Annotated in this window: 19 protein-coding genes; 7 read left to right on the top strand and 12 right to left on the bottom strand. The window is 74.5% G+C overall.

What is annotated here, in order from left to right; translation table 11 throughout:
• Nucleotides 1-6: 6 nt before the first annotated feature.
• The 9 genes from murG to rsmH all read right to left on the bottom strand — a co-directional run bounded on the left by murG (nt 7) and on the right by rsmH (nt 11,783).
• Nucleotides 7-1,101 (bottom strand): undecaprenyldiphospho-muramoylpentapeptide beta-N-acetylglucosaminyltransferase, encoded by a 1,095-nt coding sequence (gene murG / locus IE182_RS28420; RefSeq protein ID WP_190112840.1) that lies wholly within the window; start codon nt 1,099-1,101, stop codon nt 7-9.
• 6 nt (nt 1,102-1,107) lie between these two features.
• Nucleotides 1,108-2,502, bottom strand: a complete 1,395-nt coding sequence (gene ftsW / locus IE182_RS28415) for a putative lipid II flippase FtsW (protein WP_229845190.1) — start codon at nt 2,500-2,502, stop codon at nt 1,108-1,110.
• Between the two features lie 56 nt (nt 2,503-2,558).
• Nucleotides 2,559-3,986: a UDP-N-acetylmuramoyl-L-alanine--D-glutamate ligase gene (murD, locus tag IE182_RS28410; RefSeq protein WP_229845189.1), complete on the bottom strand. Its 1,428-nt coding sequence runs from the start codon at nt 3,984-3,986 to the stop codon at nt 2,559-2,561.
• Complete coding sequence (gene mraY, locus IE182_RS28405; protein ID WP_190112838.1) at nt 3,983-5,047, bottom strand: phospho-N-acetylmuramoyl-pentapeptide-transferase; 1,065 nt, start codon at nt 5,045-5,047, stop codon at nt 3,983-3,985. The genes murD and mraY overlap by 4 nt, the downstream gene beginning before the upstream one ends.
• The gene (locus IE182_RS28400; protein WP_190112837.1) at nt 5,047-6,468 is read right to left on the bottom strand and encodes a UDP-N-acetylmuramoyl-tripeptide--D-alanyl-D-alanine ligase; all 1,422 of its coding nucleotides are present in this window, start codon (nt 6,466-6,468) and stop codon (nt 5,047-5,049) included. The genes mraY and IE182_RS28400 overlap by 1 nt, the downstream gene beginning before the upstream one ends.
• A gap of 65 nt (nt 6,469-6,533) precedes the next feature.
• Complete coding sequence (locus IE182_RS28395; protein ID WP_190112836.1) at nt 6,534-8,228, bottom strand: UDP-N-acetylmuramoyl-L-alanyl-D-glutamate--2,6-diaminopimelate ligase; 1,695 nt, start codon at nt 8,226-8,228, stop codon at nt 6,534-6,536.
• Between the two features lie 12 nt (nt 8,229-8,240).
• Entirely contained in the window at nt 8,241-10,148 is a 1,908-nt protein-coding gene (locus IE182_RS28390; protein ID WP_190112835.1) for a peptidoglycan D,D-transpeptidase FtsI family protein, read from the bottom strand.
• A 40-nt stretch (nt 10,149-10,188) separates the two neighbouring features.
• Nucleotides 10,189-10,827, bottom strand: coding sequence for a cell division protein FtsL (gene ftsL, locus IE182_RS28385; RefSeq protein WP_190112834.1), 639 nt, complete (start codon nt 10,825-10,827; stop codon nt 10,189-10,191).
• Nucleotides 10,824-11,783, bottom strand: coding sequence for a 16S rRNA (cytosine(1402)-N(4))-methyltransferase RsmH (gene rsmH, locus IE182_RS28380; RefSeq protein WP_190112833.1), 960 nt, complete (start codon nt 11,781-11,783; stop codon nt 10,824-10,826). The genes ftsL and rsmH overlap by 4 nt, the downstream gene beginning before the upstream one ends.
• A gap of 296 nt (nt 11,784-12,079) precedes the next feature.
• Here rsmH and IE182_RS28375 point away from each other — a divergent pair, with 296 nt between their 5' ends.
• The 4 genes from IE182_RS28375 (at nt 12,080) to IE182_RS28360 (ending at nt 17,568) form a co-directional block, all read left to right on the top strand.
• Nucleotides 12,080-12,634, top strand: a complete 555-nt coding sequence (locus tag IE182_RS28375) for a beta-class carbonic anhydrase (RefSeq protein ID WP_190112832.1) — start codon at nt 12,080-12,082, stop codon at nt 12,632-12,634.
• A gap of 169 nt (nt 12,635-12,803) precedes the next feature.
• Entirely contained in the window at nt 12,804-13,802 is a 999-nt protein-coding gene (locus tag IE182_RS28370) for an AAA family ATPase (RefSeq protein WP_190112831.1), read from the top strand.
• The gene (locus IE182_RS28365; protein WP_190112830.1) at nt 13,802-15,163 is read left to right on the top strand and encodes a DUF58 domain-containing protein; all 1,362 of its coding nucleotides are present in this window, start codon (nt 13,802-13,804) and stop codon (nt 15,161-15,163) included. Before IE182_RS28370 ends, IE182_RS28365 begins: the two co-directional genes overlap by 1 nt.
• Nucleotides 15,160-17,568, top strand: a complete 2,409-nt coding sequence (locus IE182_RS28360) for a transglutaminase TgpA family protein (protein WP_190112829.1) — start codon at nt 15,160-15,162, stop codon at nt 17,566-17,568. The genes IE182_RS28365 and IE182_RS28360 overlap by 4 nt, the downstream gene beginning before the upstream one ends.
• Nucleotides 17,569-18,453: 885 nt before the next feature.
• Here the strand turns inward: IE182_RS28360 and IE182_RS28355 are convergent.
• From IE182_RS28355 to IE182_RS28345, 3 genes are all read right to left on the bottom strand, one after another.
• Nucleotides 18,454-18,855 (bottom strand): SCO2097 family morphological protein, encoded by a 402-nt coding sequence (locus IE182_RS28355; RefSeq protein WP_190112828.1) that lies wholly within the window; start codon nt 18,853-18,855, stop codon nt 18,454-18,456.
• 237 nt (nt 18,856-19,092) lie between these two features.
• The gene (locus tag IE182_RS28350) at nt 19,093-19,848 is read right to left on the bottom strand and encodes a methyltransferase domain-containing protein (protein ID WP_190112827.1); all 756 of its coding nucleotides are present in this window, start codon (nt 19,846-19,848) and stop codon (nt 19,093-19,095) included.
• Between the two features lie 126 nt (nt 19,849-19,974).
• A complete protein-coding gene (locus IE182_RS28345) occupies nt 19,975-20,460 on the bottom strand; it encodes an SAV_6107 family HEPN domain-containing protein (RefSeq protein ID WP_190112826.1) in 486 nt (161 codons plus the stop codon).
• Between the two features lie 194 nt (nt 20,461-20,654).
• On the opposite strand from IE182_RS28345, the gene IE182_RS28340 reads away from it, so the two are divergent.
• From IE182_RS28340 to IE182_RS28330, 3 genes are read left to right on the top strand one after another with little or no spacing between them, the layout of a single operon-like run.
• Entirely contained in the window at nt 20,655-21,458 is an 804-nt protein-coding gene (locus IE182_RS28340) for an ATP-binding cassette domain-containing protein (protein ID WP_229845188.1), read from the top strand.
• Nucleotides 21,430-23,556 (top strand): YhgE/Pip domain-containing protein, encoded by a 2,127-nt coding sequence (locus IE182_RS28335; protein ID WP_190112824.1) that lies wholly within the window; start codon nt 21,430-21,432, stop codon nt 23,554-23,556. Before IE182_RS28340 ends, IE182_RS28335 begins: the two co-directional genes overlap by 29 nt.
• Nucleotides 23,557-23,591: 35 nt before the next feature.
• Complete coding sequence (locus IE182_RS28330) at nt 23,592-24,203, top strand: TetR/AcrR family transcriptional regulator (protein ID WP_190112823.1); 612 nt, start codon at nt 23,592-23,594, stop codon at nt 24,201-24,203.
• Nucleotides 24,204-24,281 lie beyond the last annotated feature (78 nt).

Genomic DNA, 24,281 nt, shown 5'->3' with positions numbered 1-24,281 from the left:
GGGCCGTCAGCCCGCTCTGCGTGCGGCAATCGCCTCGTACACCATGCCGACCAGCAGCTCGTCGGCGTCCCGGCGGCCGAACTCGGCGGCCGCGCGGGACATGTCGTACAGCCGGTGCCGGTTGGCCAGCACCGGGACCACCTGGCTCATCACCCACTCGGGAGTGAGTTCGGCGTCGTCGACCAGCAGGCCGCCGCCCGCCTTGACCACGGGCTGGGCGTTGAGCCGCTGCTCGCCGTTGCCGATGGGCAGCGGGACGTACGCCGCCGGGAGGCCGACGGCGGACAGCTCCGCGACGGTCATCGCACCCGCGCGGCAGAGCATCATGTCGGCCGCGGCGTACGCGAGGTCCATCCGGTCTACATACGATACCGGGATATAGGGCGGCATTCCGGGCATGTTGTCCACATGCGGCAGTTCGTTCTTCGGACCGACCGCGTGCAGGATCTGGATGCCGGAGCGCTGCAGCGCCGGGGCGACGGCCTGGACGACCTCGTTCAGCCGGCGGGCGCCCTGCGAGCCGCCGGAGACCAGCAGCGTCGGCAGGTTGGGGTCGAGCCCGAAGTACGCCCGCGCCTCGGGACGGACGGCCGCCCGGTCCAGCGTGGCGATCGTGCGACGCAGCGGGATGCCGACGTAGCGGGCGTTGCGCAGCTTGCTGTCCGGCGTGGACACCGCGACCGAGGCGGCGTAGCGCGAGCCGATCTTGTTGGCCAGGCCGGGGCGGGCGTTGGCCTCGTGGACGACGATCGGCACGCCGAGCCGCTTGGCGGCCAGGTAGCCGGGCAGCGCCACGTAGCCGCCGAAGCCGACGACGCAGTCGGCCTTGGTGCGCTCCAGGATCTGCTCGGCGGCCTTGATGGTGCCGCGCAGCCGCCCGGGGACGGTGATCAGCTCCGGGGTGGGCTTGCGGGGCAGCGGTACGGCCGGGATCAGTCCCAGCTCATAGCCCCGCTCGGGCACGAGCCGGGTCTCCAGGCCCCGCTCCGTGCCGAGCGCCGTGATCCCCACGGTCGGGTCCTGCCTGCGCAGGGCGTCCGCGAGGGCGAGCGCGGGCTCGATGTGGCCGGCGGTCCCCCCGCCGGCGAGTACGACATGCACCGAAATTCACCGCTCTCCGGACGGTCGCTTCTTGACGCGCCGTCTCATCGTCTTCCATCTCACCCCAGGCTGCCGCATGGCCAGTGCCGCCCGCGCACCGGGTTCGTCGCGCGCGAAGGCGATCAGGAGCCCGATGGCGAACATGGTCGGCAGCAGGGCTGACCCTCCGTAGGAGAACAGCGGGAGCGGGACACCGGCGATCGGCAGCAGGCCGAGCACCGCACCGATGTTGACCACGGCCTGGGCCGTGATCCAGGTGGTCACACCTCCCGCGGCGTACCTCACGAAGGGGTCCTCCGTGCGTCCGGCCACGCGGATACCCGCATAGCCTAGAGCCGCGAACAGGGCGAGGACCGACAGCGTCCCCGCCAGGCCCAGTTCCTCGCCGGTGATGGCGAAGATGAAGTCGGTGTGGGGCTCGGGGAGTTCGCCCCATTTCTCCACGCTCGCCCCCAGTCCGGCGCCGAACCAGCCGCCGTTGGCGAGGGCGTAGATCCCGTGCACGGCCTGCCAGCACTGGTCGTGGGCGCCGGGGTCGGTCGCCCCGATGCACTCCAGGCGGGACATGCGGTTGGCGCTGGTCTTGATGAAGAGTACGGCGAGCACGGCCGTGACGCCGAACACTCCGGAGAAGAGCCTGGTCGGGGCGCCCGCCACCCACAGCAGGCCCAGCAGCACGGTGGTGAGCACGACGGTGGTGCCCATGTCGCCGCCGAGCATGATCAGACCGAGCAGCAGGAACGTGACGGGCACCAGGGGCACCAGGAGGTGCTTCCACTGGGTGAGCAGCTTCTTGGACTGCTTGCGGGCGAGCAGGTCGGCGCCCCACAGGACGAGTGCGAGCTTGGCGAACTCGCTGGGCTGGAGCTGGAAGGGGCCGCCCAGGGAGATCCAGTTGGTGTTGCCGTTGATGGTCTCGCCGATGCCCGGCACCTGGACCATGCACAGCAGGAGGACGGAGACGGCGAGCAGCGGGTAGGCCAGGGCGCGCAGCAGCCTGACGGGCGTGCGGGCGGCCGCGAGCAGCAGCGCGGTGCCGATGGCGGCGGCCAGCAGCTGTTTGCGGAAGAAGTAGCTGGGCGCCAGGCCGTTCTGCAGCGCCTTGATCTGGGAGGCGGAGTAGACCATCACCAGGCCCAGCACGGTGATCAGCAGGGAGCCGCCGAGCACCAGGTAGTAGGCGGTCAGCGGACGGTCCCAGGCGCGCCTGGCACGGGCGTGCAGCCCCCGCAGGCCGCCCTGGCCGCCGCGGGGGCGCCGGGGGCCGCCGGGGGCGCTCCGCACGGCCGGGCGGGGCGCCCGTACGGGCCGGGGGCGGGCGGCGGGGCCGCCGCGCAGGGCGACCCCCAGAGCGCGCGGCCAGGGCCCGCCCTCGGCGAACTCGGCGTGGTCGGCGTGCATCCGGGTGTCCCCTCCGCTGGTCTCCCGCCGCCGGCCCGCGCCGTGGGGACCGGCGGCTACTCCTGCGCGCCCGGGCCCGCGGCCAGGTCCCGCACCGCCTCGGCGAAGGCCACGCCGCGCTTGTTGTAGTTGGTGAACATGTCCATCGAGGCGCACGCCGGGGCCAGGAGGACGGTGTCCCCCGGGCCGGCGAGGCGGGCCGCCTCGCGCACCGCCGCCGCCATCGCCCCAGTGTCGGTCCGGTCGAGGTCGACCACCGGGACATCCGGGGCGTGTCGCGCCAGGGCTTCCCTGATCAGCGCCCGGTCGGCCCCGATGAGGACGGCGCCGCGCAGCCGCTTCGCGGAGGCGGCGACCAGCTCGTCGAACGTGGCGCCCTTGGCGAGGCCGCCCGCGATCCACACGATCGACCCGTACGCCGCCAGGGACGCCTGGGCGGCGTGGGTGTTGGTGGCCTTGGAGTCGTCCACGTAGGCCACGCCGTCGACGTCGGCGACGTGGGCGATGCGGTGGGCGTCGGGCCGGAAGGCTCGCAGGCCCGCCCGTACGGCCGCGGGCTCCACGCCGAACGCCCGGGCGAGGGCGGCGGCGGCGAGGGCGTTGGCGATGTTGTGCGGGGCCGCCGGCTTGATGTCGGAGACCTCGGCGAGCTCCTGGGCGTTCTTGTGCCGGTCCGGCACGAACGCCCGGTCCACGAGCAGGCCGTCGACGACGCCGACCATGGAGGGGCCGGGGGCGCCGAGGGTGAAGCCGATGGCGCGGCAGCCCTCCTCGACGTCGGCCTCCATGACCAGGTGCTCGGTGGCGGGGTCCTCGACGTTGTAGACGCAGGCGATGCGGTTGCCCTCGTAGATGCGGCCCTTGTCGGCGGCGTACGCCTCCATGGAGCCGTGCCAGTCGAGGTGGTCGGGCGCGAGGTTGAGCACGGCCGCGGAGTGGGCGCGCAGCGAGGGCGCCCAGTGCAGCTGGTAGCTGGAGAGCTCGACGGCGAGCACGTCGTACTGCTGCTCGCCCAGCACCACGTCGATGATCGGCGTGCCGATGTTGCCGATGGCGGCGGTGCGCAGGCCGGCGGCCTCCAGGATGGAGGCGAGCATCTGGACGGTGGTGGTCTTGCCGTTGGTGCCGGTGACCGCGAGCCAGGGCGCCGACGTCTCGTCGCGCAGCTGCCAGGCGATCTCGACGTCGCCGACCACGTCCACGCCCGCCGCGGCGGCCGCGGCGAAGAGCGGGCTGTCCGGCTTCCAGCCGGGCGAGGTGACGACGAGGTCGGTACCCTCGGGCAGCGCGTCCGCGTCACCCAGGCGCACCGTGATGCCGGCGGCCTCCAGCGGGACGGCGCGCTCGCGCAGCGCCGCGCTGTCGCCGCCGTCCACGACGGTCACCCGTGCGCCGAGGCCGGCCAGGGCGCGGGCGGCGCTGACGCCGCTCACGCCGAGGCCGGCGACGGTGATGTGCTTGCCGTTGAAGCTCACGCGGCTCACTTGATGGCCAACCATCCGGCGTAGAAGATTCCGAGTCCGACGGCCACGCACAGGCCCTGGATGATCCAGAAGCGGACCACCACCAGGACCTCGCTCCACCCCTTGAGTTCGAAGTGGTGCTGCAGCGGGGCCATACGGAAGACGCGCTTCCCGGTGAGGCGGAAGGAACCGACCTGGATCACCACGGACATGGTGATGAGGACGAACAGACCGCCGAGGAGGGCGAGCAGCAGCTCCGTGCGGGAGCAGATCGCCAGGCCGGCGAGCGCGCCGCCGAGGGCGAGCGAACCGGTGTCACCCATGAAGATCTTGGCGGGCGAGGTGTTCCACCACAGGAAGCCGAAGCAGGAGCCCATCAGGGCCGAGGCGACGACCGCGAGGTCGAGCGGGTCGCGCACCTCGTAGCAGGCGGCGCCGGCGGTCAGCGGGTTGCCGCAGGACTGCCCGTGCTGCCAGGTGCCGATGAAGACGTACGCGCCGAAGACCATCACGGAGGCGCCGGTGGCGAGGCCGTCGAGGCCGTCGGTGAGGTTCACGCCGTTCGACATCGCGAGGATCATGAACAGCGCCCAGACCACGAAGATGACCGGGCCCACGGACCAGCCGAAGTCCTGGGTGAAGGACAGCCGCGTGGAGGCCGGGGTCTGGCCCCGGGTGTCGGCGAACTGCAGCGCCAGGATGGCGAAGGCGATGCCGACGATCAGCTGGCCGGCCATCTTCGCCTTGGCGCGCAGGCCGAGGCTGCGCTGCTTGACGATCTTGATGTAGTCGTCCAGGAAGCCGACCAGGCCCATGCCGGCCGTCAGGAACAGCACCAGCAGGCCCGAGGTCGTCGGCTCCTTGCTGGTGATCACCTTGGTGACGGCGTACGCGATGAGCGTGGCCAGGATGAAGGCGATGCCGCCCATGGTGGGCGTGCCCTTCTTCCCGGCGTGGCCGCGGGGGCCGTCGTCGCGGATGAACTGGCCGTAGCCCTTGCGGGCGAGGAACTTGATCAGCAGCGGGGTGCCGATGAGGGTCAGGAACAGACCGATGACACCCGCGAAGAGGATCTGGTTCATCAGCCGGCGACCTCACCGTCGACCGCGAGCAGCTGCTCGGCCACCCGCTCCAGCCCCACCGACCTGGACGCCTTCACCAGTACGACGTCTCCCGGGCGCAGCTCGCTGCGCAACAGGTCGACCGCCGCCTGCGCGTCGGACACGTGCACCGACTCCTCACCCCACGAACCCTCGTTATAGGCGCCCATCTGCAGCCAGGCCGCTTCCCTGCCCCCGACTGCCACGAGCTTGCTGACGTTGAGCCGGACGGCGAGCCGTCCGACAGCGTCGTGCTCGGCGAGTGACTCCCCGCCGAGCTCGGCCATCTGACCGAGTACTGCCCACGTACGTCCGCCCCTAGCCCGTGCGGCTTCGCCCATGGCGGCCAGCGCGCGCAGCGCGGCTCGCATGGACTCGGGGTTCGCGTTGTAGGCGTCGTTGACGATCGTCACGCCGTCCGCGCGCTCGGTGACCTCCATCCGCCAGCGGGAGAGCTGGCCCGCGCCGGAGAGCGCCTCGGCGATCCGGGACACGGGCATGCCCAGCTCATGGGCGACGGCGGCGGCGGCGAGCGCGTTCGACACGTGGTGCTCACCGTACAGGCGCATGGTCACGTCGGCGCACCCGGTGGGTGTGTGGAGCGTGAAGCAGGGCTGCCCGGTGGCGGTCAGGCGGACGTCCTCGGCGCGGATCTGCGCGTCGGGGGCCTCGCCGAACAGGACCGTACGGGCCTTCGTGCGGCCGCTCATGGCGCGCACCAGGGGGTCGTCGGCGTTGAGCACGGCGATGCCGCCCTCGGCCGCGGCCGGCAGCGCCTCGACCAGCTCGCCCTTGGCCTGCGCGATCTGCTCCCGGCCGCCGAACTCGCCGATGTGGGCCGTGCCGACGTTGAGGACGACGCCGATGCGCGGCGGGGTGAGCTCGGTGAGGTAGCGGATGTGGCCGATGCCGCGGGCGCCCATCTCCAGGACGAGGTTGGCCGTGCCGGCGTCGGCGCGCAGCGCGGTCAGCGGCAGGCCGATCTCGTTGTTGAGCGAGCCGGGGGTCCACACCGTGGGGGCCAGCTGCTGCAGGAGCTGGGCGATCAGGTCCTTGGTGCTGGTCTTGCCGGCCGAGCCGGTCAGGGCGACCACGGTGGTGCCCAGCCGCTCGACGACGGCGCGGGCCAGGGCGCCGAGCGCCCGCTCGACGTCGTCCACGACCACGGCGGGGACGCCGACGGGACGGGCGGCCAGCACGGCCGCCGCGCCCGCCTCGACGGCGCGCTGCGCGTAGTCGTGGCCGTCGACGTGCTCTCCGGCGAAGGCGACGAAGAGGCTGCCCGGCTTCACCTCACGGGAGTCGATGACGACGGGGCCGTCCACGACGGCCTGCGGGTCCGGTATGTCGTGCTGCTGCCCGCCGGTGACGGCGGCGATCTCGGCGAGGGTCAGTGCGATCACCGCTGATCACCTCCTGCCGTTCGGGAGGGCTGCCGGGGGGAGGGTTGTACGCGCATGGCGGTCTGTCATCCCTGGTCGTTCCGGTGCGTGGTGACCGCTCGGCTGTGCTCGATGGCCTCGCGCAGCACCCGGCGGTCGTCGAAGGGGCGTACCACTCCGGCGATGTCCTGGCCCTGCTCGTGGCCCTTGCCCAGGACCAGGACGGTGTCACCGGGTTCGGCACGGGCGACGGCGGCGGCGATGGCGGCGGCGCGGTCCTCCAGCAGGAGGACGGTGCCGCGCTCGGCGGCGGGCACCTCGGCGGCGCCCGCAAGCATGGTGGCGAGGATCGCGAGGGGGTCCTCGGAGCGGGGGTTGTCGGACGTCAGCACGGCCGTGTCGGCGAGGCGGGCCAGCGCGGCGCCCATGGGGGCGCGCTTGGTCTGGTCACGGTCGCCGCCACAGCCGAGGACGGCGTGGATGCGGCCGGTGCCGACCTTGCGCAGGGCGCGGAGAACCGATTCGACGGCGTCCGTCTTGTGGGCGTAGTCGACGACGGCCAGGTAGGGCTGGCCCGCGTCGACGCGCTCCAGCCGGCCGGGGACGCCGGGGACGGCCGCGACGCCGTCCGCGGCGGTCTGCGGGTCGGCTCCGGCGGTGGCGAGCGCGACGATGGCGGCGAGCGCGTTGGCGACGTTGAACGGGCCGGCGAGCGGCGCCCTGGCCGTCACCCGGCGGCCCTCGGGGCCCACCACGGTGAAGGTGGAGTCGAAGGGGCCGATCTCCACGTCGACCGCGCGCCAGTCGGCGTCCTCGCGGCCCTCGGCGGAGAAGGTGACGACGGGGACCTCGGACTCGCCGCGGGCGAGCCGGCGCCCGTACTCGTCGTCGAGGTTCACCACGCCCACGCGGCTGCGCTCCTTGGTGAACAGCTCCGCCTTGGCGGCGAAGTAGTCCTCCATGCCGCTGTGGAACTCCATGTGCTCCGGGCTGAGGTTGTTGAAGACCGCGACGTCGAAGACGCAGCCGTCGACGCGGCCCAGGCGCAGGGCGTGGCTGGAGACCTCCATGGCGACCGAGCGGACGCCGCGCTCGCGCATGACGGCGAAGAGCGCCTGCAGGTCGGTGGCCTCGGGGGTGGTGCGCTCCGATTTGATCCGCTCGTCGCCGATGCGGGACTCCACCGTGCCGATCAGGCCCGTGGGGCCGGCCATGGCCCGCAGCCCGCCCTCGATGAGGTAGGCGGTGGTGGTCTTGCCGGAGGTGCCGGTGATGCCGATCTGCAGCAGGCCGGTGCCCGGCTCGCCGTAGATGGTGGCGGCGAGGGCGCCCATGCGGTCGCGCGCCTGGTCGACGGCGAGGACGGGCAGGCCGGTGGCGGCGGCGCGCTCGGCGCCCTCCGGGTCGGTCAGCACGGCGGCGGCGCCGAGGCCGGCGGCCTGGGCGGCGAAGTCCGCGCCGTGGAAGCGGGCGCCGGGCAGGGCGGCGTAGACGTCGCCCGGGCGGACGGCCCGCGAGTCGTGGGTGATGCCGGTGACCGTGACGGCCTCCGCCCCCTCGGGGGCGGGGATGCCCAGCTGACCGGCCAGCTCCGCGAGAGGCACGGGGCTGACCCGCGTCGGGCGGGGCGCTCCCGGGGTCGCGGCGGGGGCGTCCTGGGGGGTGGTGTGGGACTGATCAGCGTGGGGCACGGCGGTGAGCGTACCGGGCGCACCCGCCTCGCGGCGAAGCGAGGGGCGTCCCGGGCCGCGGTTCCCCGGATCGGGAGTGATCGTCGTCACGGCCGGCCCGGCTCACTGCCCGTCGTAGCTCACCGGCAGCCGGGGCGGCTGGGAGCCCGACGGCGGCACCTGGAGGGACTTCAGGGCGAACTCCATGACCTGTTTGAAGACCGGCCCGCAGATCTGCCCGCCGAAGTAGCTGCCCCGGGTCGGATTCTGGATGGCGCAGTAGACGGTGAGGCGGGGCTGGTCGGCGGGGGCGAAGCCGGCGAAGGAGGCGGTGTAGCCGTGGTAGCGGCCGGTCCGCGGGTCCACCCGGTTGGACGTGCCGGTCTTGCCCGCGACGCGGTAGCCGGGGATCTTGGCCTTCGTTCCGGTGCCGTCCCGGTCGTCGACCACCGACTCCAGCATCGCGGAGAGCTCCTTGGCGGTCTTCTCGCTGATCACGCGGGAGCGCGGGGGGGCCTGGGCGGGCTCGAAGTGGTGGTCGGGGCCCTTGGTGCCGCGGATCAGGGAGGGCTGTACGCGCTCGCCGCCGGCGGCGATGGTGGAGTAGACGGACGCGGCCTGCACGGCGTTGAGGGACAGGCCCTGGCCGAAGGGGATGGTGAAGGGCCGGGAGGACTTCCACTCCTCCGGCTTGGCGAGGATGCCCGGCGTCTCGCCAGGGAAGCCGAGGCCGGTGGGGCGGCCGATGCCGAACTTGCGCAGGTAGCCGTAGAGGACCTCGTTGGCCTCCGCACGGTTCTTGCCGAGCTGCTCGCTGGCCAGGATGGTGCCGATGTTGCTGGACTTGGCGAGCACGCCGTTGAGGGTCAGGTACCACGTGGGGTGGTCGACGTCGTCGGCGAAGTTGCGGTCCGCGCGCGGCAGCCGGTTGGGCACCTCGACGTGGGTGGCGGGGGTGGCCACGCCCTCCTCCAGGACGGCGGCCATGGTCATGATCTTGCTGACGCTGCCCGGTTCGTAGGCGTCCATCAGCGCGCCGTTGCCGAGGGCGGAGCGGTCGGCGCGGTCGAGCTCGTTGGGGTTGTAGCCGGGGGCGTTGGCCATGGCCAGGATCTCGCCGCTGCGGGTGTCCTGGACGACGACGTAGCCGCGGTCGGCCTGCGACTCCTTCACCTGCCGGGCGATGGCGCTCTGGGCCGCCCACTGGATGTCGCGGTCGATGGTCAGCTCGACGTCGGAGCCGGGCACGGCGGCCTGTTCCTTGACGTCGCCGGTGGGCACCTGGCGGCCGCCGGACTGGGCGTAGACGCGCCGGCCGTTCTTGCCGGCGAGGACCTCGTCGAGCTGGGCCTCCAGGCCCCCGGCGCCCTGGCCGTCGGCGTTGACGAAGCCCACCAGGCCGGCGGCGAGCTCGCCGTTGGGGTAGACGCGCTTGCTGTGGGACTCGCGGTTGACGCCGGCGAGGACGTTCACGCCCCGCTGCCGGGCGGCCTTGTCGGCCTGTGCCTTCTTCAGCTCCGCGATCTCCTTCCAGACCTGCGGGGCCTGCCGGCGGGCGAGGACGACGTACTTCGACTTGGGGTTGGCCGTGAGCTTCTCCTCCAGCACGCCGGGCTTCTCGTGGAGCACGGGCGCGAGCAGCTCGGCGGCCCGCCGGGCGGAGCCCTCGGCCTTGGTGCGCTCGGGGGTGAGCAGGTCGGGCGCGGCGGTGATGTCGTAGGCGTCGACGGTGGTGGCCAGGGCCACGCCGGAGCGGTCGGTGATGGCGCCGCGCTCGGCGGCCAGCGTCACCGGGATGTAGCGGTTGACGTTGGCGCGGGCGGCGTAGGCGTCGGCGTCGACGGCCTGCACCTGCAGCAGGCGCACGGTGAAGACCAGCAGGACGAGCGTGAGCCCGAACCCGATCATCCGCAGCCGGGGGCGGGGACTGCCCAGCCGGAGGGCCTGGGACCCGGGGCGGGGGCGTGCGGGGCGCGCGGCGGGGCGCGCGGGCCCTGGAACCGGGCGGCGGGGCTGCCTGGGCGCCGTCACGACCTCACCTACCTGACCTGTTGCCTGTTGCCTGACCTGTTTATGGGTTCCCGGCCGCGGTGGGCTGCGGGAGCACCGGGACGGGAAGCGCCGGCACGGGGGCGTCGGCGGGATGTGCGGGGGCCACGGGCTGGGCCGTGGGCCGGCCGGGGACCGGGGGCACCGCGGCCGGCGGCACCGGGGCCGGGGGCTGCGCGCCCGGCACCCGCAGGGGCGGGGGCAGGACCGGCTGGGGCAGGACGGTGACGGGCACGCGCGGCGCCGCGGGGGCGCGCGGGTCCGCGGGGGCCTCGTAGGCGGCGGGGGTGGCGGCGCCGCCGTGGGGACCGGCGGGGGCCGGGATGCCGCTGACGGTGCCGTCGGGGTTGAGGAAGGCGGGGCTGCCGCCGGGGACCATGCCCAGCTCGCGGGCGCGGCGCTCCAGGGCGTCCGGGGCGGCGAGCTGGTCGACCTCCTGCTGCAGGGCCTGCTGCTCGTCGGTCAGCTCGGTGGTCTTGCGCTGGAGGCGGCTGAGGTCGAAGGAGCCCTGGTTGAGGGAGGAGTTCAGCAGCAGCAGCGAGATGAGGCCGGAGCCGAGCAGCACCACGACCAGCAGGACGAAGGGGGTGCGCCTGGCCCCGGCGGCCCCGGCCGGCAGCAGCCGGCCCAGGCGGGCGCCCCGGCGGGCGGCCGGGGTCACGGGATGTCCTCGCGGATGCGCTCGGCGCCGCGCAGCCGGGCGGGAGCGGCGCGCCGGTTCTCCGCGATCTCCTCCTCGGTGGGCAGCTCGGCACCGCGGGTCAGCAGCTTCAGCCGCGGCTGGTACTGCTCGGGCACGACCGGCAGGCCGGGCGGGGCGGTGTTCGCGGCGCCCGCGGCGAAGACGGACTTCACGATGCGGTCCTCCAGCGACTGGTACGACAGCACGGCGATCCTGCCGCCGACCGCGAGCGCGGCGACGGCTGCCGGGATGGCCGCCTCGACGCTGGCCAGCTCGGCGTTGACCTCGATGCGCAGCGCCTGGAAGGTGCGCTTGGCGGGGTTGCCGCCGGTGCGCTTGGCGGCCTGCGGCAGGGCGTCGCGGATGAGCTCGACGAGGCGGGCGCTGTTGCTGAAGGGCTCCTTCTCGCGCTCGCGCACGACGGCGGAGACGATCCGCTTGGCCTGCTTCTCCTCGCCGTACGCGCGCAGGATGCGCACCAGCTCGCCGGGCGGGTAGGTGTTGAGGACCTCGGCCGCGCTGATGCCCGTGGTCTGGTCCATGCGCATGTCCAGCGGCGCGTCCTGCGCGTAGGCGAAGCCGCGGTCGGCCTCGTCGAGCTGCATGGAGGAGACGCCCAGGTCGAACAGGACGCCCTGCACGCGCGGGATGCCCAGCCGCTTCAGCACGTCGGGCAGCTCGTGGTAGACGGCCCGCACCAGCGTGGCGCGGTCGCCGAAGGGCGCCAGCCGCTCCCCGGCCAGGGCCAGGGCGGTGGGGTCGCGGTCGAGGGCGACGAGGCGGGCCTCGGGGAAGCGGGTGAGCAGCGCCTCGCTGTGGCCGCCGGCGCCGAGCGTGCAGTCGACGACGACTGCGCCGGGCTCGGTCAGAGCGGGGGCGAGCATGTCCAGGCAGCGCTGGAGCATGACGGGGACGTGTCGCGCGTTGCTGCTCATGCGCCCTTCTGAGAGGTACGGGGAGGCGCGGCGGCACGCACCGTCCGGGTCCCCGCCCGCTCGAAGGGGAAGCGGCCGCTTCGGTACCGGGGAAGGGGCGCCGGAACGACCGGGAGCGGGAGGAGGCCGAGAGGGTACGTGCGCACCGCGCGCACGTGGTGGTTCTTCGGATCCGAGGGGAGCATCACGCCTCCCACTTCGCGTCACTTTAGTCCACTCGTCCCCTTGGTCAACCAACTGGCCAGCGCGTCACTCCGCGCGTGCGTCACGGCCGGTCGCCGACTACCTTCATCCCTATGTCGATATCCGCGTCACAGCCGCAAAAGCCCAGCTCCGGCCCCGGGACCGACTCCCGGACGGTCACCGACCGTCTGGTCGAGGCCAACGCGAAGTACGCCGCCGCCTTCACCGACCCGGGCATGGACGCCCGCCCCGTCCTGAAAGTCGCGGTCGTCGCCTGCATGGACGCCCGCCTCGATCTGCACGCGGCGCTGGGCCTCAAGCTCGGCGACTGCCACACCATCCGCAACGCCGGCGGTGTGGTCACCGATGACATCATCCGCTCCCTCACCATCAGCCAGCGCGCCCTGGGCACCCGCTCGGTCGTGCTGATCCACCACACCGGCTGCGGCCTGCTCAACCTCACCGAGGACTTCCGGCACGACATCGAGGCCGAGGTCGGCCAGCGGCCGGCCTGGGCGGTGGAGGCGTTCAAGGACCTCGACCAGGACGTGCGCCAGTCCATGCAGCGGGTGCGCACCTCGCCGTTCCTCCCGCACCGCGACGACGTGCGCGGCTTCGTCTTCGACGTCACGACGGGCCTGCTGCGGGAGATCGACCCCCGGCCCTGACGGCACGCGCCCGGCGAGTTATCCACAGGCCGTGACGGGACGCCGCGCAGGCGGCAAGAATGCGTAGGGGCACCGCCTCCGCGACTGCGGGCGCGGTGTCCACGCTATGGGGTGGGCCGGTCCGTGCCGACGGGCCAGGGGCCCTTCGCAATGGGCCGAGGAGGGCCGGGTGACGACCTATGACGAACGAGCGGGCCTGAGCGATCTTTCCACGACGGCCGAGCGTGTCCGCAGGTCGGTCGAGGGTGTGATCGAGGGCAAGCCGGAGGTCGTACGGCTCTCGCTGACCGTGCTGCTGGCCGAGGGACACCTGCTGATCGAGGACGTTCCGGGGGTGGGCAAGACGATGCTCGCCAAGGCGCTGGCGCGCTCGATCGACTGCTCGGTGCGGCGCATCCAGTTCACGCCGGACCTGCTGCCGTCCGACATCACGGGCGTGAGCGTCTACGACCAGCAGCGCCGCGACTTCGAGTTCAAACCGGGCGCGATCTTCGCGCAGATCGTGATCGGCGACGAGATCAACCGCGCCTCGCCCAAGACCCAGTCGGCGCTGCTGGAGTCGATGGAGGAGCGCCAGGTCACCGTCGACGGGCACACCTACGAGCTGCCGAGCCCCTTCATGGTGGTGGCCACGCAGAACCCGGTCGAGATGGAGGGCACCTATCCGCTGCCCGAGGCGCAGCGCGACCGCTTCATGGCGCGCGTGTCGATCGGCTACCCCAGCCCGGAGGCCGAGCTGCGGATGCTGGACGTGCACGGCGGCCCGTCCCCGCTGGAGGACCTGCAGCCCGTCGCCCACGCCCACGAGATCGTCAAGCTGGTGGACGCGGTCCGCGCGGTGCACGTCGCCGAGTCCGTCCGGCGGTACGCGGTCGACGTGGTCGGCGCCACCCGGCACCATCCGGAGCTCCGGCTCGGCGCGTCGCCGCGGGCGACGCTGCACCTGCTGCGGGCGGCGAAGGCGGCCGCCGCGCTGTCCGGGCGGGAGTTCGCCCTGCCCGACGACGTGCAGGCGCTCGCCGTGCCGGTCCTCGCCCACCGGCTGCTGCCCACCGCGCAGGCGCAGCTGAACCGGCGCACGGCCGAGCAGATCGTGCTCGACATCCTGCAGCGCACCCCGGTGCCCGACCCGTTCGGCCAGCAGCCGCCGGGCGCACGGAGACTGTGATGCCGCCCGCCGGGCGCGCGGACGCCGCCGCGGGCGCGGCCCGGGGCAGCCTGGGAGCGGCGCTGGCCGGGCTGACCACCCGGGGCCGCTCCTTCCTGGCCGCCGGGGTGGCCGCCGCCGGCTGTTCGTACGTCCTGGGCCAGGAGGACCTGCTGCGGGTCGGGCTGTTACTGACCCTGCTGCCGCTGGTCTGCGTGATCGTCCTGCACCGCACCCGGCACCGGGTCACGGGCAGCCGGCGGCTGACACCCGCGCGGGTGCCGGCCACGGCGGAGGCCCGCGTGAGCCTGCGCGTCGACAACGTCTCGCGCCTGACCACCGGCCTGCTGATGCTCCAGGACCGGGTGCCCTACGCCCTCGGGCCGCGCCCGCGCTTCGTCGTGGACCGCGTGGAGCCGGGCGGGCGGCGCGAGGTGTCCTACCGGGTCCGTTCCGGGCTGCGCGGCTGCTACCCGCTGGGGCCCCTGGAGCTGCGGCTGACGGACCCCTTCGGGATGTGCGAGCTGACGCGGGCGTTCAGCGCCCAGGACACGCTCACGGTCGTGCCGCGCGTGGACGCGCTGCCGCCCGTGCGGCTGGGTGGCACGGCTGCCGGCCACGGCGACGGCCGCCACCGCTCGCTCGCCCTGGCCGGCGAGGACGACGTCATCCCGCGCGGTTACCGCCACGGCGACGACCTGCGCCGGGTGCACTGGCGTTCCACCGCGCGCCACGGCGAGCTGATGGTGCGCCGCGAGGAGCAGCCGCAGCAGGCGCAGTGCACGGTGCTGCTGGACACCCGCGGCACGGCCTATCCGGGGGCGGGGCCGGGCGCGCCCTTCGAGTGGGCGGTCTCGGGCGCCGCGTCCGCGGCGGTGCACCTGCTGGAGCGCGGCTTCGCGGTGCGGCTGCTGACGGACACGGGCAGCTCGCTGCCGGGGCCGGACGGCGCGGGCGGCTCCGCCCACGGCCCGGCGGAGACGGCCGGGCTGATGCTGGACGCCCTCGCCCTGATCGACCACTCTGAGGGCAGCGGCCTCTCCCCCGCCCTCGACGCCCTGCACACGAGCGGTGAGGGGCTGCTGGTGGCCTTCCTCGGCGAGCTGGACGAGCAGCAGACGGCGGTCGTGGCGCGGATGCGACGGCGCAGCGGCACGGCGGTCGCCTTCGTGATGGACGCCGCCTCCTGGGCCGGGCCGGCGGCGCGGGGCACGGCGGCCGGCCAGGGCGCCGGGGAGCGCCTGCGGGTGCTGCGCGAAGCGGGCTGGACGGCGCTGCCCGTCGCCCCCGGCGCGGCGCTGCCCGACCTGTGGCGCCTCGCGGCCTCGCCGGACGGCCGGGCCGCCGGCGCCCGCGACGGCACGGCGGGAGGCCGGTCATGAGCGGATCCCTGCGACTCCCTGTGTGCGCGACGGTGGCCACGCTCACCGCGTCCTGCGCGATGCTGCCCCTGGTCGACCGGAGCACCTGGCTGGTGCAGGCCGCCGCGCTGCTGGCCGTTCAGTCGGCGGCCGGCGCGGTGGCCCGCCGGCTGACGCCCCGCCGGTGGCTGACGGTCGCCGTGCAGGCGCTGACGGGCCTGCTGCTGCTCACGGTGGTCTTCGCCCGGTCCCGGGCCGTCGGCGGGCTGCTGCCCGGGCCCGACGTCCTCCAGGAATTCGGCCGGCTGCTGCAGGGGGGCCTGGACGACGTCGGCCGGTACGCCATTCCCGCGCCGGCCACCGTGGCCATCAGGCTGCTGCTCGTGGGCGGGGTGCTGCTGGTCGGCCTCGTGGTGGACGCGGTGGCGGTCACCTTCCGGGCCGCCGCTCCGGCGGGCCTGCCGCTGCTCGCGCTGTACTCGGTCGGCGCCGGGCTGGCCGAGGGCGGCTCGGACCGGCTGTGGTTCCTGGCCGCCGCGGCCGGCTATCTGCTGCTGCTCCTGGCCGAGAGCCGGGAACGGCTCGCCCAGTGGGGCCGGGTCTTCGGCGCCCCCGGACGGCCGCCCGCGGGCGGCTCGGCGCCCGGCGCCGGCCTCGCCCCGGCCCCGGTGCGCACGGGACGGCGGATCGGGGCGCTGGCCCTGGGGCTGTCGCTGGCGATCCCGGCCGTCCTGCCGTCCATCGACGGCGGGTTGCTGCAGCCGCAGGGCAAGACCGCGGGCCCCGGGCGCGACGGCGGCACCATCTCCGCCGTCAATCCGCTCGTTTCGCTGCAGAACAGCCTCAACCAGCCCGAGAACCGCGAGCTGCTGCGCTATCGCACCTCCCCCGCGGCCACGGGCGACCTGTACCTGCGCATCGTCGCGCTCGACCATTTCGACGGGGCGTCATGGCGCGCCTCGGAGAGGCGCATCACCGATGTGCCGCTGCCGCTGCCCGCCCCCGTCGGCCTGGCGCCGGGGGTACGGGCGGACCCGGTCGCCCTCGCCGTCTCGGCCGCCGAGGGCTACGGGCAGAACTACCTGCCCATGCCGTACCCCGCCGACACGGTCCGCCTCACCGGCCGGTGGCGGTACGAGCCCGAGGGCCGGACGCTGGTCGGCGACCACGGGCAGACCACCCGGGGCCTGAGCTACGAGGTCTCCAGCCTCCGGGTGCAGCCCACGGCCGCCCAGTTGGCGGCCGCGCCCGCCCCGCCGGAGCAACTGCTGCGCGAGTACACCCGGGTGCCGCAGACGCTGCCGAAGGTGGTGGCGACGACGGCCCGGAAGGTGACGGCGGGCGCGGCGAACGCGTACGAGCAGGCGGTGAAGCTGCAGGACTGGTTCTCCGTCAACGGCGGCTTCCAGTACGACACGGAGGTGCGCTCGGGCAGCGGGAACGACGCCATGGCACGGTTCCTGGAGGAGAAGAGGGGCTTTTGCATCCACTTCTCCTTCTCCATGGCAGCCATGGCCCGCACCCTGGGCATCCCCGCACGGGTCGCGGTCGGTTTCGCGCCGGGCACCCCGCAGACGGACGGCTCGGTGTCGGTCGGCTCCAAGGACGCACACGCCTGGCCCGAGCTGTACTTCGAGGGCGCGGGGTGGACGCGGTTCGAGCCCACGCCGAGCCGGGGCACGCCGCCGGAGTACACGGTCGCCCCCTCCCCGGCCCTGCCCGACCCCGAGGCTCCCGCGCCGTCGCCGCGCCGTTCGGCCGCGCCCGTCCCGGCGCCCGCGGACCGTACGGACTGCCCGCCGCAGCTGAAGAAGGACGGCGGCTGCCCGCGGCCCGTCCAGGAGGAGGCGAGCGCCGGCGGAGGGGCCGGCGGGCCGTCGTGGACGCTGCTCGCGGGCATCACGGCGGCGGCGCTGGCCGCGCTCGTCCTGCCCGTGCTGCCGCTGCTGTGGCGGGTACGGACCCGGGCCCGGCGCCTGCGCCCCGGCCCGGGCGCGGGCACGGGCCGGGCCGGCCCCGGCGGGGCGGGGGCGGCCACGCTGGCCGCGTGGCGGGAGCTGACCGACTCGGCCTGGGACTACGGGATCCCGCCCGACGAGTCCCTGACCCCGCGGACGGCGGCGGACCGCATCGTGCGGGCCGCGGCCCTGCAGGGGCCGCCCGCGGCGGCCGCGGGCCGGCTGGCGACGGCCGTCGAGCAGGTGCTGTACGCCCCCGCGCCCCGTCTGACGGGCGAGCCCGCGGCCGACGCCGAAACCGTCCGCGCCGGCCTGAGGGCCTCGGCCGGCCGCCGAGCCCGCCTGCGCGCCCTCCTGGCCCCCCGCTCAACAGCCCGCATCGCCTGGCACCTCACCCACCGCTGGTCGCACACCATGTCCCGGCTACGCCGCCGGAGCGGCGGGGACCCGGGCGTGTCCACGAAGTAGCGCCGTACGCCCGAAGGGCGTGGCGTCGCGGCGTCCGGCGCCGGGACGCCTCCGAGCGGTAGCGGGGGAAGCGCCGCGGGCCGGGCAGGACGTGCGGACACGGCCCAGGGCCTGGGCGGGGGGCCTGTCCGGGGGGGCCTGTCCGGGGGCCTGTCCCAGGGGCCCGCCCGGGACCTGACCGGGGACCTGTCCCGGGGGCCCGCCCGGAAGCCTGTCCTAGGCCGTGTCCGCAAAGTAGCGCCGTACGCCCGAAGGGCGTGGCCCGCGGCGTCTGGTGCCGGGGGCACCTCCCAGCGGTAGCTGGGGGAGATCGCAAGGCGGAGGGTCGTCCTCGTACTGGGCGTACTCGGGCGACCCCGACAACGCAGCGAGCGTGCGTGCTGGGGGCGCCTCCCAGCGGTAGCTGGGGGAGTCGCGGGCCAGGCGGGACTTTGCGGACACGGCCTAGGGGGCCCGCCCGGGGGCCGGTGCCAGGGCCCGCCCGGGGGCCCTCCCAGAGGCCCGCCCGGGGGCCGGTGCCAGGGCCCGCCCGGGGGCCCGTCCCAGAGGCCCGCCCGGGGCCTCGCAGACACCGGAAGGGCGCGGGGAACAGCGCCTGTTCGCGGCGCCGGCCGCGGGGACGGACGTCGGGGACCGGCGGCGGGGACCGGCGGCGGTCCGGCCAGGTCGTCACTCGGCCGGCGGTATCCGTGCGGCGAAACCCGGCAGGGGCCGGCGGCGCGGCCGGTCGGGCCGCCCTGCGGGCCCCGCGAAGGGCGGCAGGTGCCCGGCGGGCAAAGGCCCCGCACCCGGTCGGCGGACGTGAGGTTGCGGCCGGGCATGCAGCAGGGGCCGGGACGTGGTGTCCCGGCCCCCGGGGGCCTTGCTCAAGAAAGGTTGCCGGGCCTAGTGGCCCTGCTCGTCACGGCGGCGCTGCCACCGCTGCTCGATGCGGTCCATCATGCCGACGCGTCGACGGCCGCCGGCCGTGCGCCGTGGCATTCCCGCCGGGCCGGCGCCCCGCTGGGCCCCGGGCTTCGGCGCCTTGCGCCACCCCGTCACCGCGAGCACGGCGCAGGCCAGCATGACCAGGAAGCCCGCCACGCTGATCCAGATCCGCTGGGCGACCATTCCGGCCATGAGGAGCGCGATGCCCACCAGAAAACCCGCGACCGCCTGGTAGACCCGTCGCCGGGTGTACGTGCGCAGGCCGCTGCCTTCGAGCGCTGTCGCGAACTTGGGATCTTCGGCGTACAGCGCTCGCTCCATCTGCTCGAGCATGCGCTGCTCGTGCTCCGAGAGCGGCACGGAGTCCTCCTACTCGTCGGTCGCGGGGGGCGACCGGGGTGCGACCCTTTCAGGATAGGCAGGGAATCGCCCCCGTGAAACCCGCCCCTCTGCGCCAAATCGGCCACCGGCCCCGGTGTGGCGGTCGATGCCGTCGGGACGTACATTCCCTGCTCGCCGATCCGCCATGCCGGACGGTGTCCCCCGATCATACGGGGCGATCGGGCCGATCGGGTGGCCCGCGTCCGATGCGCGGAATCAGCCGCGCTCGGCGAGGACGTGCAGCTGGGTGGCCACCGAGTGGAAGGCGGGCAGCTCGGCGGCGGCGGCCTCCAGTTGCAGGAGCGCGTCGAGGGCGCCGGGCTCGGCGTCGACGAGGACGCCGGGCACCAGATCCGCGAAGATGCGCACGCCGTGCACCGCCGTGACCTGCAGGCCGGCGGCGCCGACGAGGCCGGAGAGCTCGTCGGCGGTGAACCGGCGGGTGACCGGGTCGCCGGCGCCCCAGTGCCCGGCGGGGTCGGCCAGGGCCTGACGGGCCTCGGTGAAGTGCCCGGCGAGGGCCCGCGCGAGCACGGCACCGCCGAGCCCGGCGGCCAGCAGGCTGAGGGTGCCGGACGCGCGGAGCGCGGCGGCGGCGTTGCGGATGCCCTCGGCGGGGTCGTCCACGTACTCCAGCACGCCGTGGCACAGCACCAGGTCGTAGCCCTCGCGCTCGACGACGTCGAACAGGCCGTGCGCATCGCCCTGGACGCCGTGGACGAGGTCGGCGACGCCGGCCTCGGCGGCCCGGCGCTCCAGCGCGAACAGGGCGTTGGGGCTGGGGTCGACGACGGTGACCCGGTGGCCGAGCCGGGCGAGCGGCACGGCGAACTTGCCCGAGCCGCCACCGGTGTCGAGGACGTCCAACGCCTCCCGGCCGGCGGCCTTGACCCGGCGGTCGAGGGCGTCCCGCAGGACCTCCCAGACCACGGCGGTACGCAGGGATGCCCGGGGGCGCAGGGGCTCTGACACGGCGGGTGGCTCCTCGACGGCGACGTAGGGGCCGGCGGACGGCTGCCGGCGGCGCCACCAGCCTAATGGCCCCCGCCGGACAGCTGCCCGCGCCGCCCCGCACCCCGGTGGCCCGGCAACGCCCCTCTACCCGGCCGGCGGCTGCCGGGGCAGCCGCGGCTGGAGGACCAGCATGCGCTCGACCAGGCGCAGGAAGGCGTCCGCGTCGCGCAGCAGGTCGTCGGCCTCCCGGCCGCCGGCGGCGGAGCGTATGCCCGCCTCCGCCCGGGCCCGGCGTGCGGCGCCGGAGGCGAACAGGGCGCTCCACTCGGACAGTTCGGGTGCCACCTCCGGCAGCACCTCCCAGGCGCTGCGGATGCGGCGGCGGCCGCGCGGGGACGTCTCGGGGCGGCCCCGGACGGCGAGCACGGCGGCGGCGGTGCGCAGGGCGGCGAGGTGTGCGGTGGCGTACCGCTCGTGGGGCGCCTCCAGGGCGGCGGCCTCCGTCAGGCCCTGGTGGGCCTGGGCGAGCAGGTCGAGGACGGCGGACGGGGTCGCGGGGCGGGGCGAGGGGGCGTGCCACCCCGCCGGGGCCGTGGCAAAGGGGCGGACGTCGCTCGCGCTTCGGGCCATGACGAACCTCCTTCGTCGGGGCGGCGCGCCGCACGGTGACGGGGCCGCTGTATGGATCCATCGTGGGGCACACCACTGACAATCGGCCCTGACCTGCACGAACACCCATGAGACGGGGGCGGGTTGACGCAAGGGGGGCATCGGCCGCCATACTTTTTGCACTGACCAGTCAGTTCAAGCTCTGGAGGTCGCCCGTGAACAGCACCCCGCACGGAGCCGCGATCACCGCCGTGGGCCTCGGTCTGAAGGGGCCGCGCGGCTGGGTGTTCCGCGATGTGGACATCGACGCCCCGCCCGGCTCGCTCGTCGCCGTCGAGGGCCCTTCCGGTTCCGGCCGCACCTGTCTGCTGCTCGCTCTGGCCGGACGTATGCGCATCACCGAGGGCCGGGCCGCCGTCGGCGGCCAGGCGCTGCCCGCACGCATGCCGGCCGTCCGCCGGTCGAGCGCCCTGGCGCACGTCCCCGGCGTCTGCGAGCTCGACCCTGCGCTGACCGTCGCCGAGCACCTGCGCGAACGGATGCTGTTGCAGCGCCGGTTCGGCGGCTCGCCCCTCGCCCTCCTCCGCCGCCGCGCCGCCCGCTCCGACGACCGGGCCCGCGCCACCGCCGTCCTCTCGGCCGCCGGGCTCGCCGCGGCGGAGCTGCCCAAGGGCGCGGACACGGCCGTACAGGACCTGGAGCGGCTGGAGGCCCTGCGGCTGTCGCTGGCCCTGGCCCTCGTCGGCGGGCCGCGCCTGATCGCCGTGGACGACACCGACCTCAAGCTCTCCGACGCCGAACGCGACCGCGCCTGGGAGCTGCTGCGCTCGCTCGCCGCGGGCGGCACGACCGTCCTCGCCGTCTGCAGCCGGGCCCCCGGCGACGCCGTGGTCGTCCCGACCGCGCCGGCCGCGCGCGATGCGGCCGGCCGCCCCGCCCGGAGCACCCGCCCCACCACGGTGGGCCGTCTCCGGAAGGGAGGGGCTGCGGATGCGCTCCCCGCGACTGGCCGCGCTTGAGCTCAGGCGCTTCGGGCGGGGCCGGCTGCCCCGGGCCGCCCTCGTCGCGCTCCTGCTGCTGCCGCTGCTGTACGGCGCCCTGTACCTGTGGTCCTTCTGGGATCCCTACGGGCGGCTGGACAAGGTTCCCGTGGCGCTGGTCAACGCCGACCGGGGTACCACCGTGGACGGCACGAAGACGAACGCCGGCGACACCATCACCGAGGGCCTGCGGGAGAGCAAGTCCTTCGACTGGCACACCACGAGCGCCGCCGACGCCCGCAAGGGCGTCGAGAAGGGCACCTACTACCTCTCGCTGACCATCCCCGCCGACTTCAGCGAACGGCTCGCCTCAAGCTCCGGCAACACCCCGGAGACGGGCGCGCTCCAGGTCCGTACGAACGACGCCAACAATTACATCGTCGGCCAGATATCCCGCTCGGTCTTCTCCGAAGTGCGCGCGGCCGCCTCGCGGAAGACCTCGCGCTCCTTCTACGACAAGATCTTCGTCTCCTTCTCCGCCCTCCACGACAAGACCGCCCAGGCGGCGTCCGGCGCCGACCGGCTCGGCGACGGCATCGGCACGGCGCGCAAGGGGGCCGGGGACCTCAAGGACGGCCTGGCGAAGGCCGAGCGGGGCAGCGGCGACCTTCAGGCCGGCGTCGGCAAGCTGCACACCGGTGCCGGGACCCTGGACGAGAAGTCCGGTGAACTCGCCACGGGCGCGCGGAAGGTCGCGTCCGGCACCCAGCAGCTGGCCGACAAGGTCAACGGCGTGGCGGGCCGCGAGGGGGCCTTCGTCAAGGAACACGCCCAGGAGATCGGGCGGACCGCCCGCCTCGTCGCCAAGGAGGCGAAGACCCTGCGCGAGCACCTCGACGACCTTCCCTCCCCGGCCGTCACCGCCGCCCTCGCCCGGACGAGCCGCGCGAGCGCGGACGCCCTGGCCACGGTCCACGGGCAGCAGTGCACCGCCCACCCCGCCGACTTCTGCCCGGCCCTGCAGAAGGCCCTCTTCGCGGCCCGGCAGTCGGCCGCGGGTGCCGCACGGCTCGACGCGCTCGTGCGGAACGAGGACGGTGCGCTGGACCGGCTCCCCGGCCGGCTGGACACCCTGCGCGGCTACGCCGAGCGGCTGGCCGACGAGGCCCCGGACCTGGGCCGGGACATCGACGGCGCCGTGCGCAAGGTCAACGCCCTCAACGACGGCGCCCGGCAGCTCGCCGACGGCGCCGGACGCCTGCACAGCGGGGCCGGGCAGCTCCACGACGGCCTGGGCACGGCCAAGGAGGGGGCCGCCGGCCTCGACAGCGGGATCGGCAGGCTGCGTGAGGGGGCCGACAAGCTGCAGGGCGGCATGGTCAAGCTGTCCGACGGCTCGGCCGAACTCGCCGGCGGACTGCACGACGGGGTGACGAAGATCCCCGCCTACGGCAAGAAGGACCGGGACGCCCGCACCGAGGTCATGGCCGACCCGGTCGAACTGACCTCGCACGCCCTGCACAAGGCGCCCAACTACGGCACCGGTTTCGCCCCGTACTTCATCCCGCTGTCCCTGTGGGTCGGGGCGATGGTCGCCTACATGCTCATCCAGCCGCTCAACCGCCGTGCCCTGGCCGCCGGGGCCTCCGCGTGGCGGATCGCCCTCGCGGGCTGGCTCCCCGTCGTCGCCGTCGGCGTGCTGCAGGCCGGTGCGCTCCTGGCCGTCCTGCACTGGGCGCTGGGCCTGCACATGGTGCACGCGGCGGGCACCGCGGCCTTCCTCGCGCTCGTGACCTCCTGCTTCGCCGCGATCGTGCAATGGCTGGGCGCCCGCTTCGGGCCGGCCGGCCGCATCCTGGTGCTGGCGCTGCTGATGCTGCAGCTGACGTCGGCGGGCGGCACGTACCCGGTGCAGACCAGTCCGGGGTTCTTCAACGCCATCCACCCCTTCCTGCCGATGACTTACGTCGTCGAGGGCCTGCGCCACCTCATCACCGGCGGCGGCCTGGCCCCCGTGTGGCAGGCGTGCGGCGTGCTGGCGGCGTTCACGGCGGGCGCGCTCGCCCTCACGGCCCGGTCGGCGCGCACCAAACAGGTCTGGTCGGTCGACCGGCTCCACCCGGAACTCACTCTGTGAGCGCGACCACTGCGAGTACAGGGAGAATCACTCTCATGGACAGCAGCAGTACGCGCCGGCAGAACACCCGGCGGAAGCTCTTCGAGGCGGCGGTCACCCTCATCGCCGAGCAGGGGTTCTCCTCCACCACGGTGGACGAGATCGCCGAGCGCGCCGGGGTGGCCAAGGGCACGGTCTACTACAACTTCGCCAGCAAGACCGTGCTCTTCGAGGAGCTCCTGCGGCACGGCATCGAGCTGCTCACCGACTCGCTGCAGGCCGCCGCCGACGAGACGGCCGAGCGGGGCGGCAGCCGGGTCGACGCCCTCGACGCGATGATCCGGGCGGGCCTGGACTTCATCACCCGCTACCCCTCGCTCACGCAGCTGTACGTGGCCGAGCTCTGGCGCACCAACCGGGCCTGGCAGTCGACGCTGATGCAGGTGCGGCAGAAGGCGATCGCGGTGATCGAGTCCGTCCTGCGGGAGGCGGTGGCGTCCGGCGAGCTGAGCCCGGAGATCGACGTTCCGCTCACGGCGTCCGCGCTGTTCGGGATGGTGCTGGTGGCGGCGCTGGACTGGCAGTCGTTCCAGCCGGAGCGGTCGATCGACGAGGTGCACTCGGCACTCTCCCGGCTGCTGCAGGGGCGGGTGAGCGGCAGCCGCTAGCTGTATTGATCACGAGCGTTGTTGACAGTCGTGGGTCTTGTTCATGGCGAAGACCTCCGGTGTGGTGGAGGTGTCGAG

The sequence above is a fragment of the Streptomyces cinnamoneus genome (assembly GCF_014650495.1).
Taxonomy (GTDB): domain Bacteria; phylum Actinomycetota; class Actinomycetes; order Streptomycetales; family Streptomycetaceae; genus Streptomyces; species Streptomyces cinnamoneus.
The sequence above is the reverse complement of the archived record's forward strand: the minus strand, read 5'-3'. Positions and strand labels throughout refer to the sequence as shown.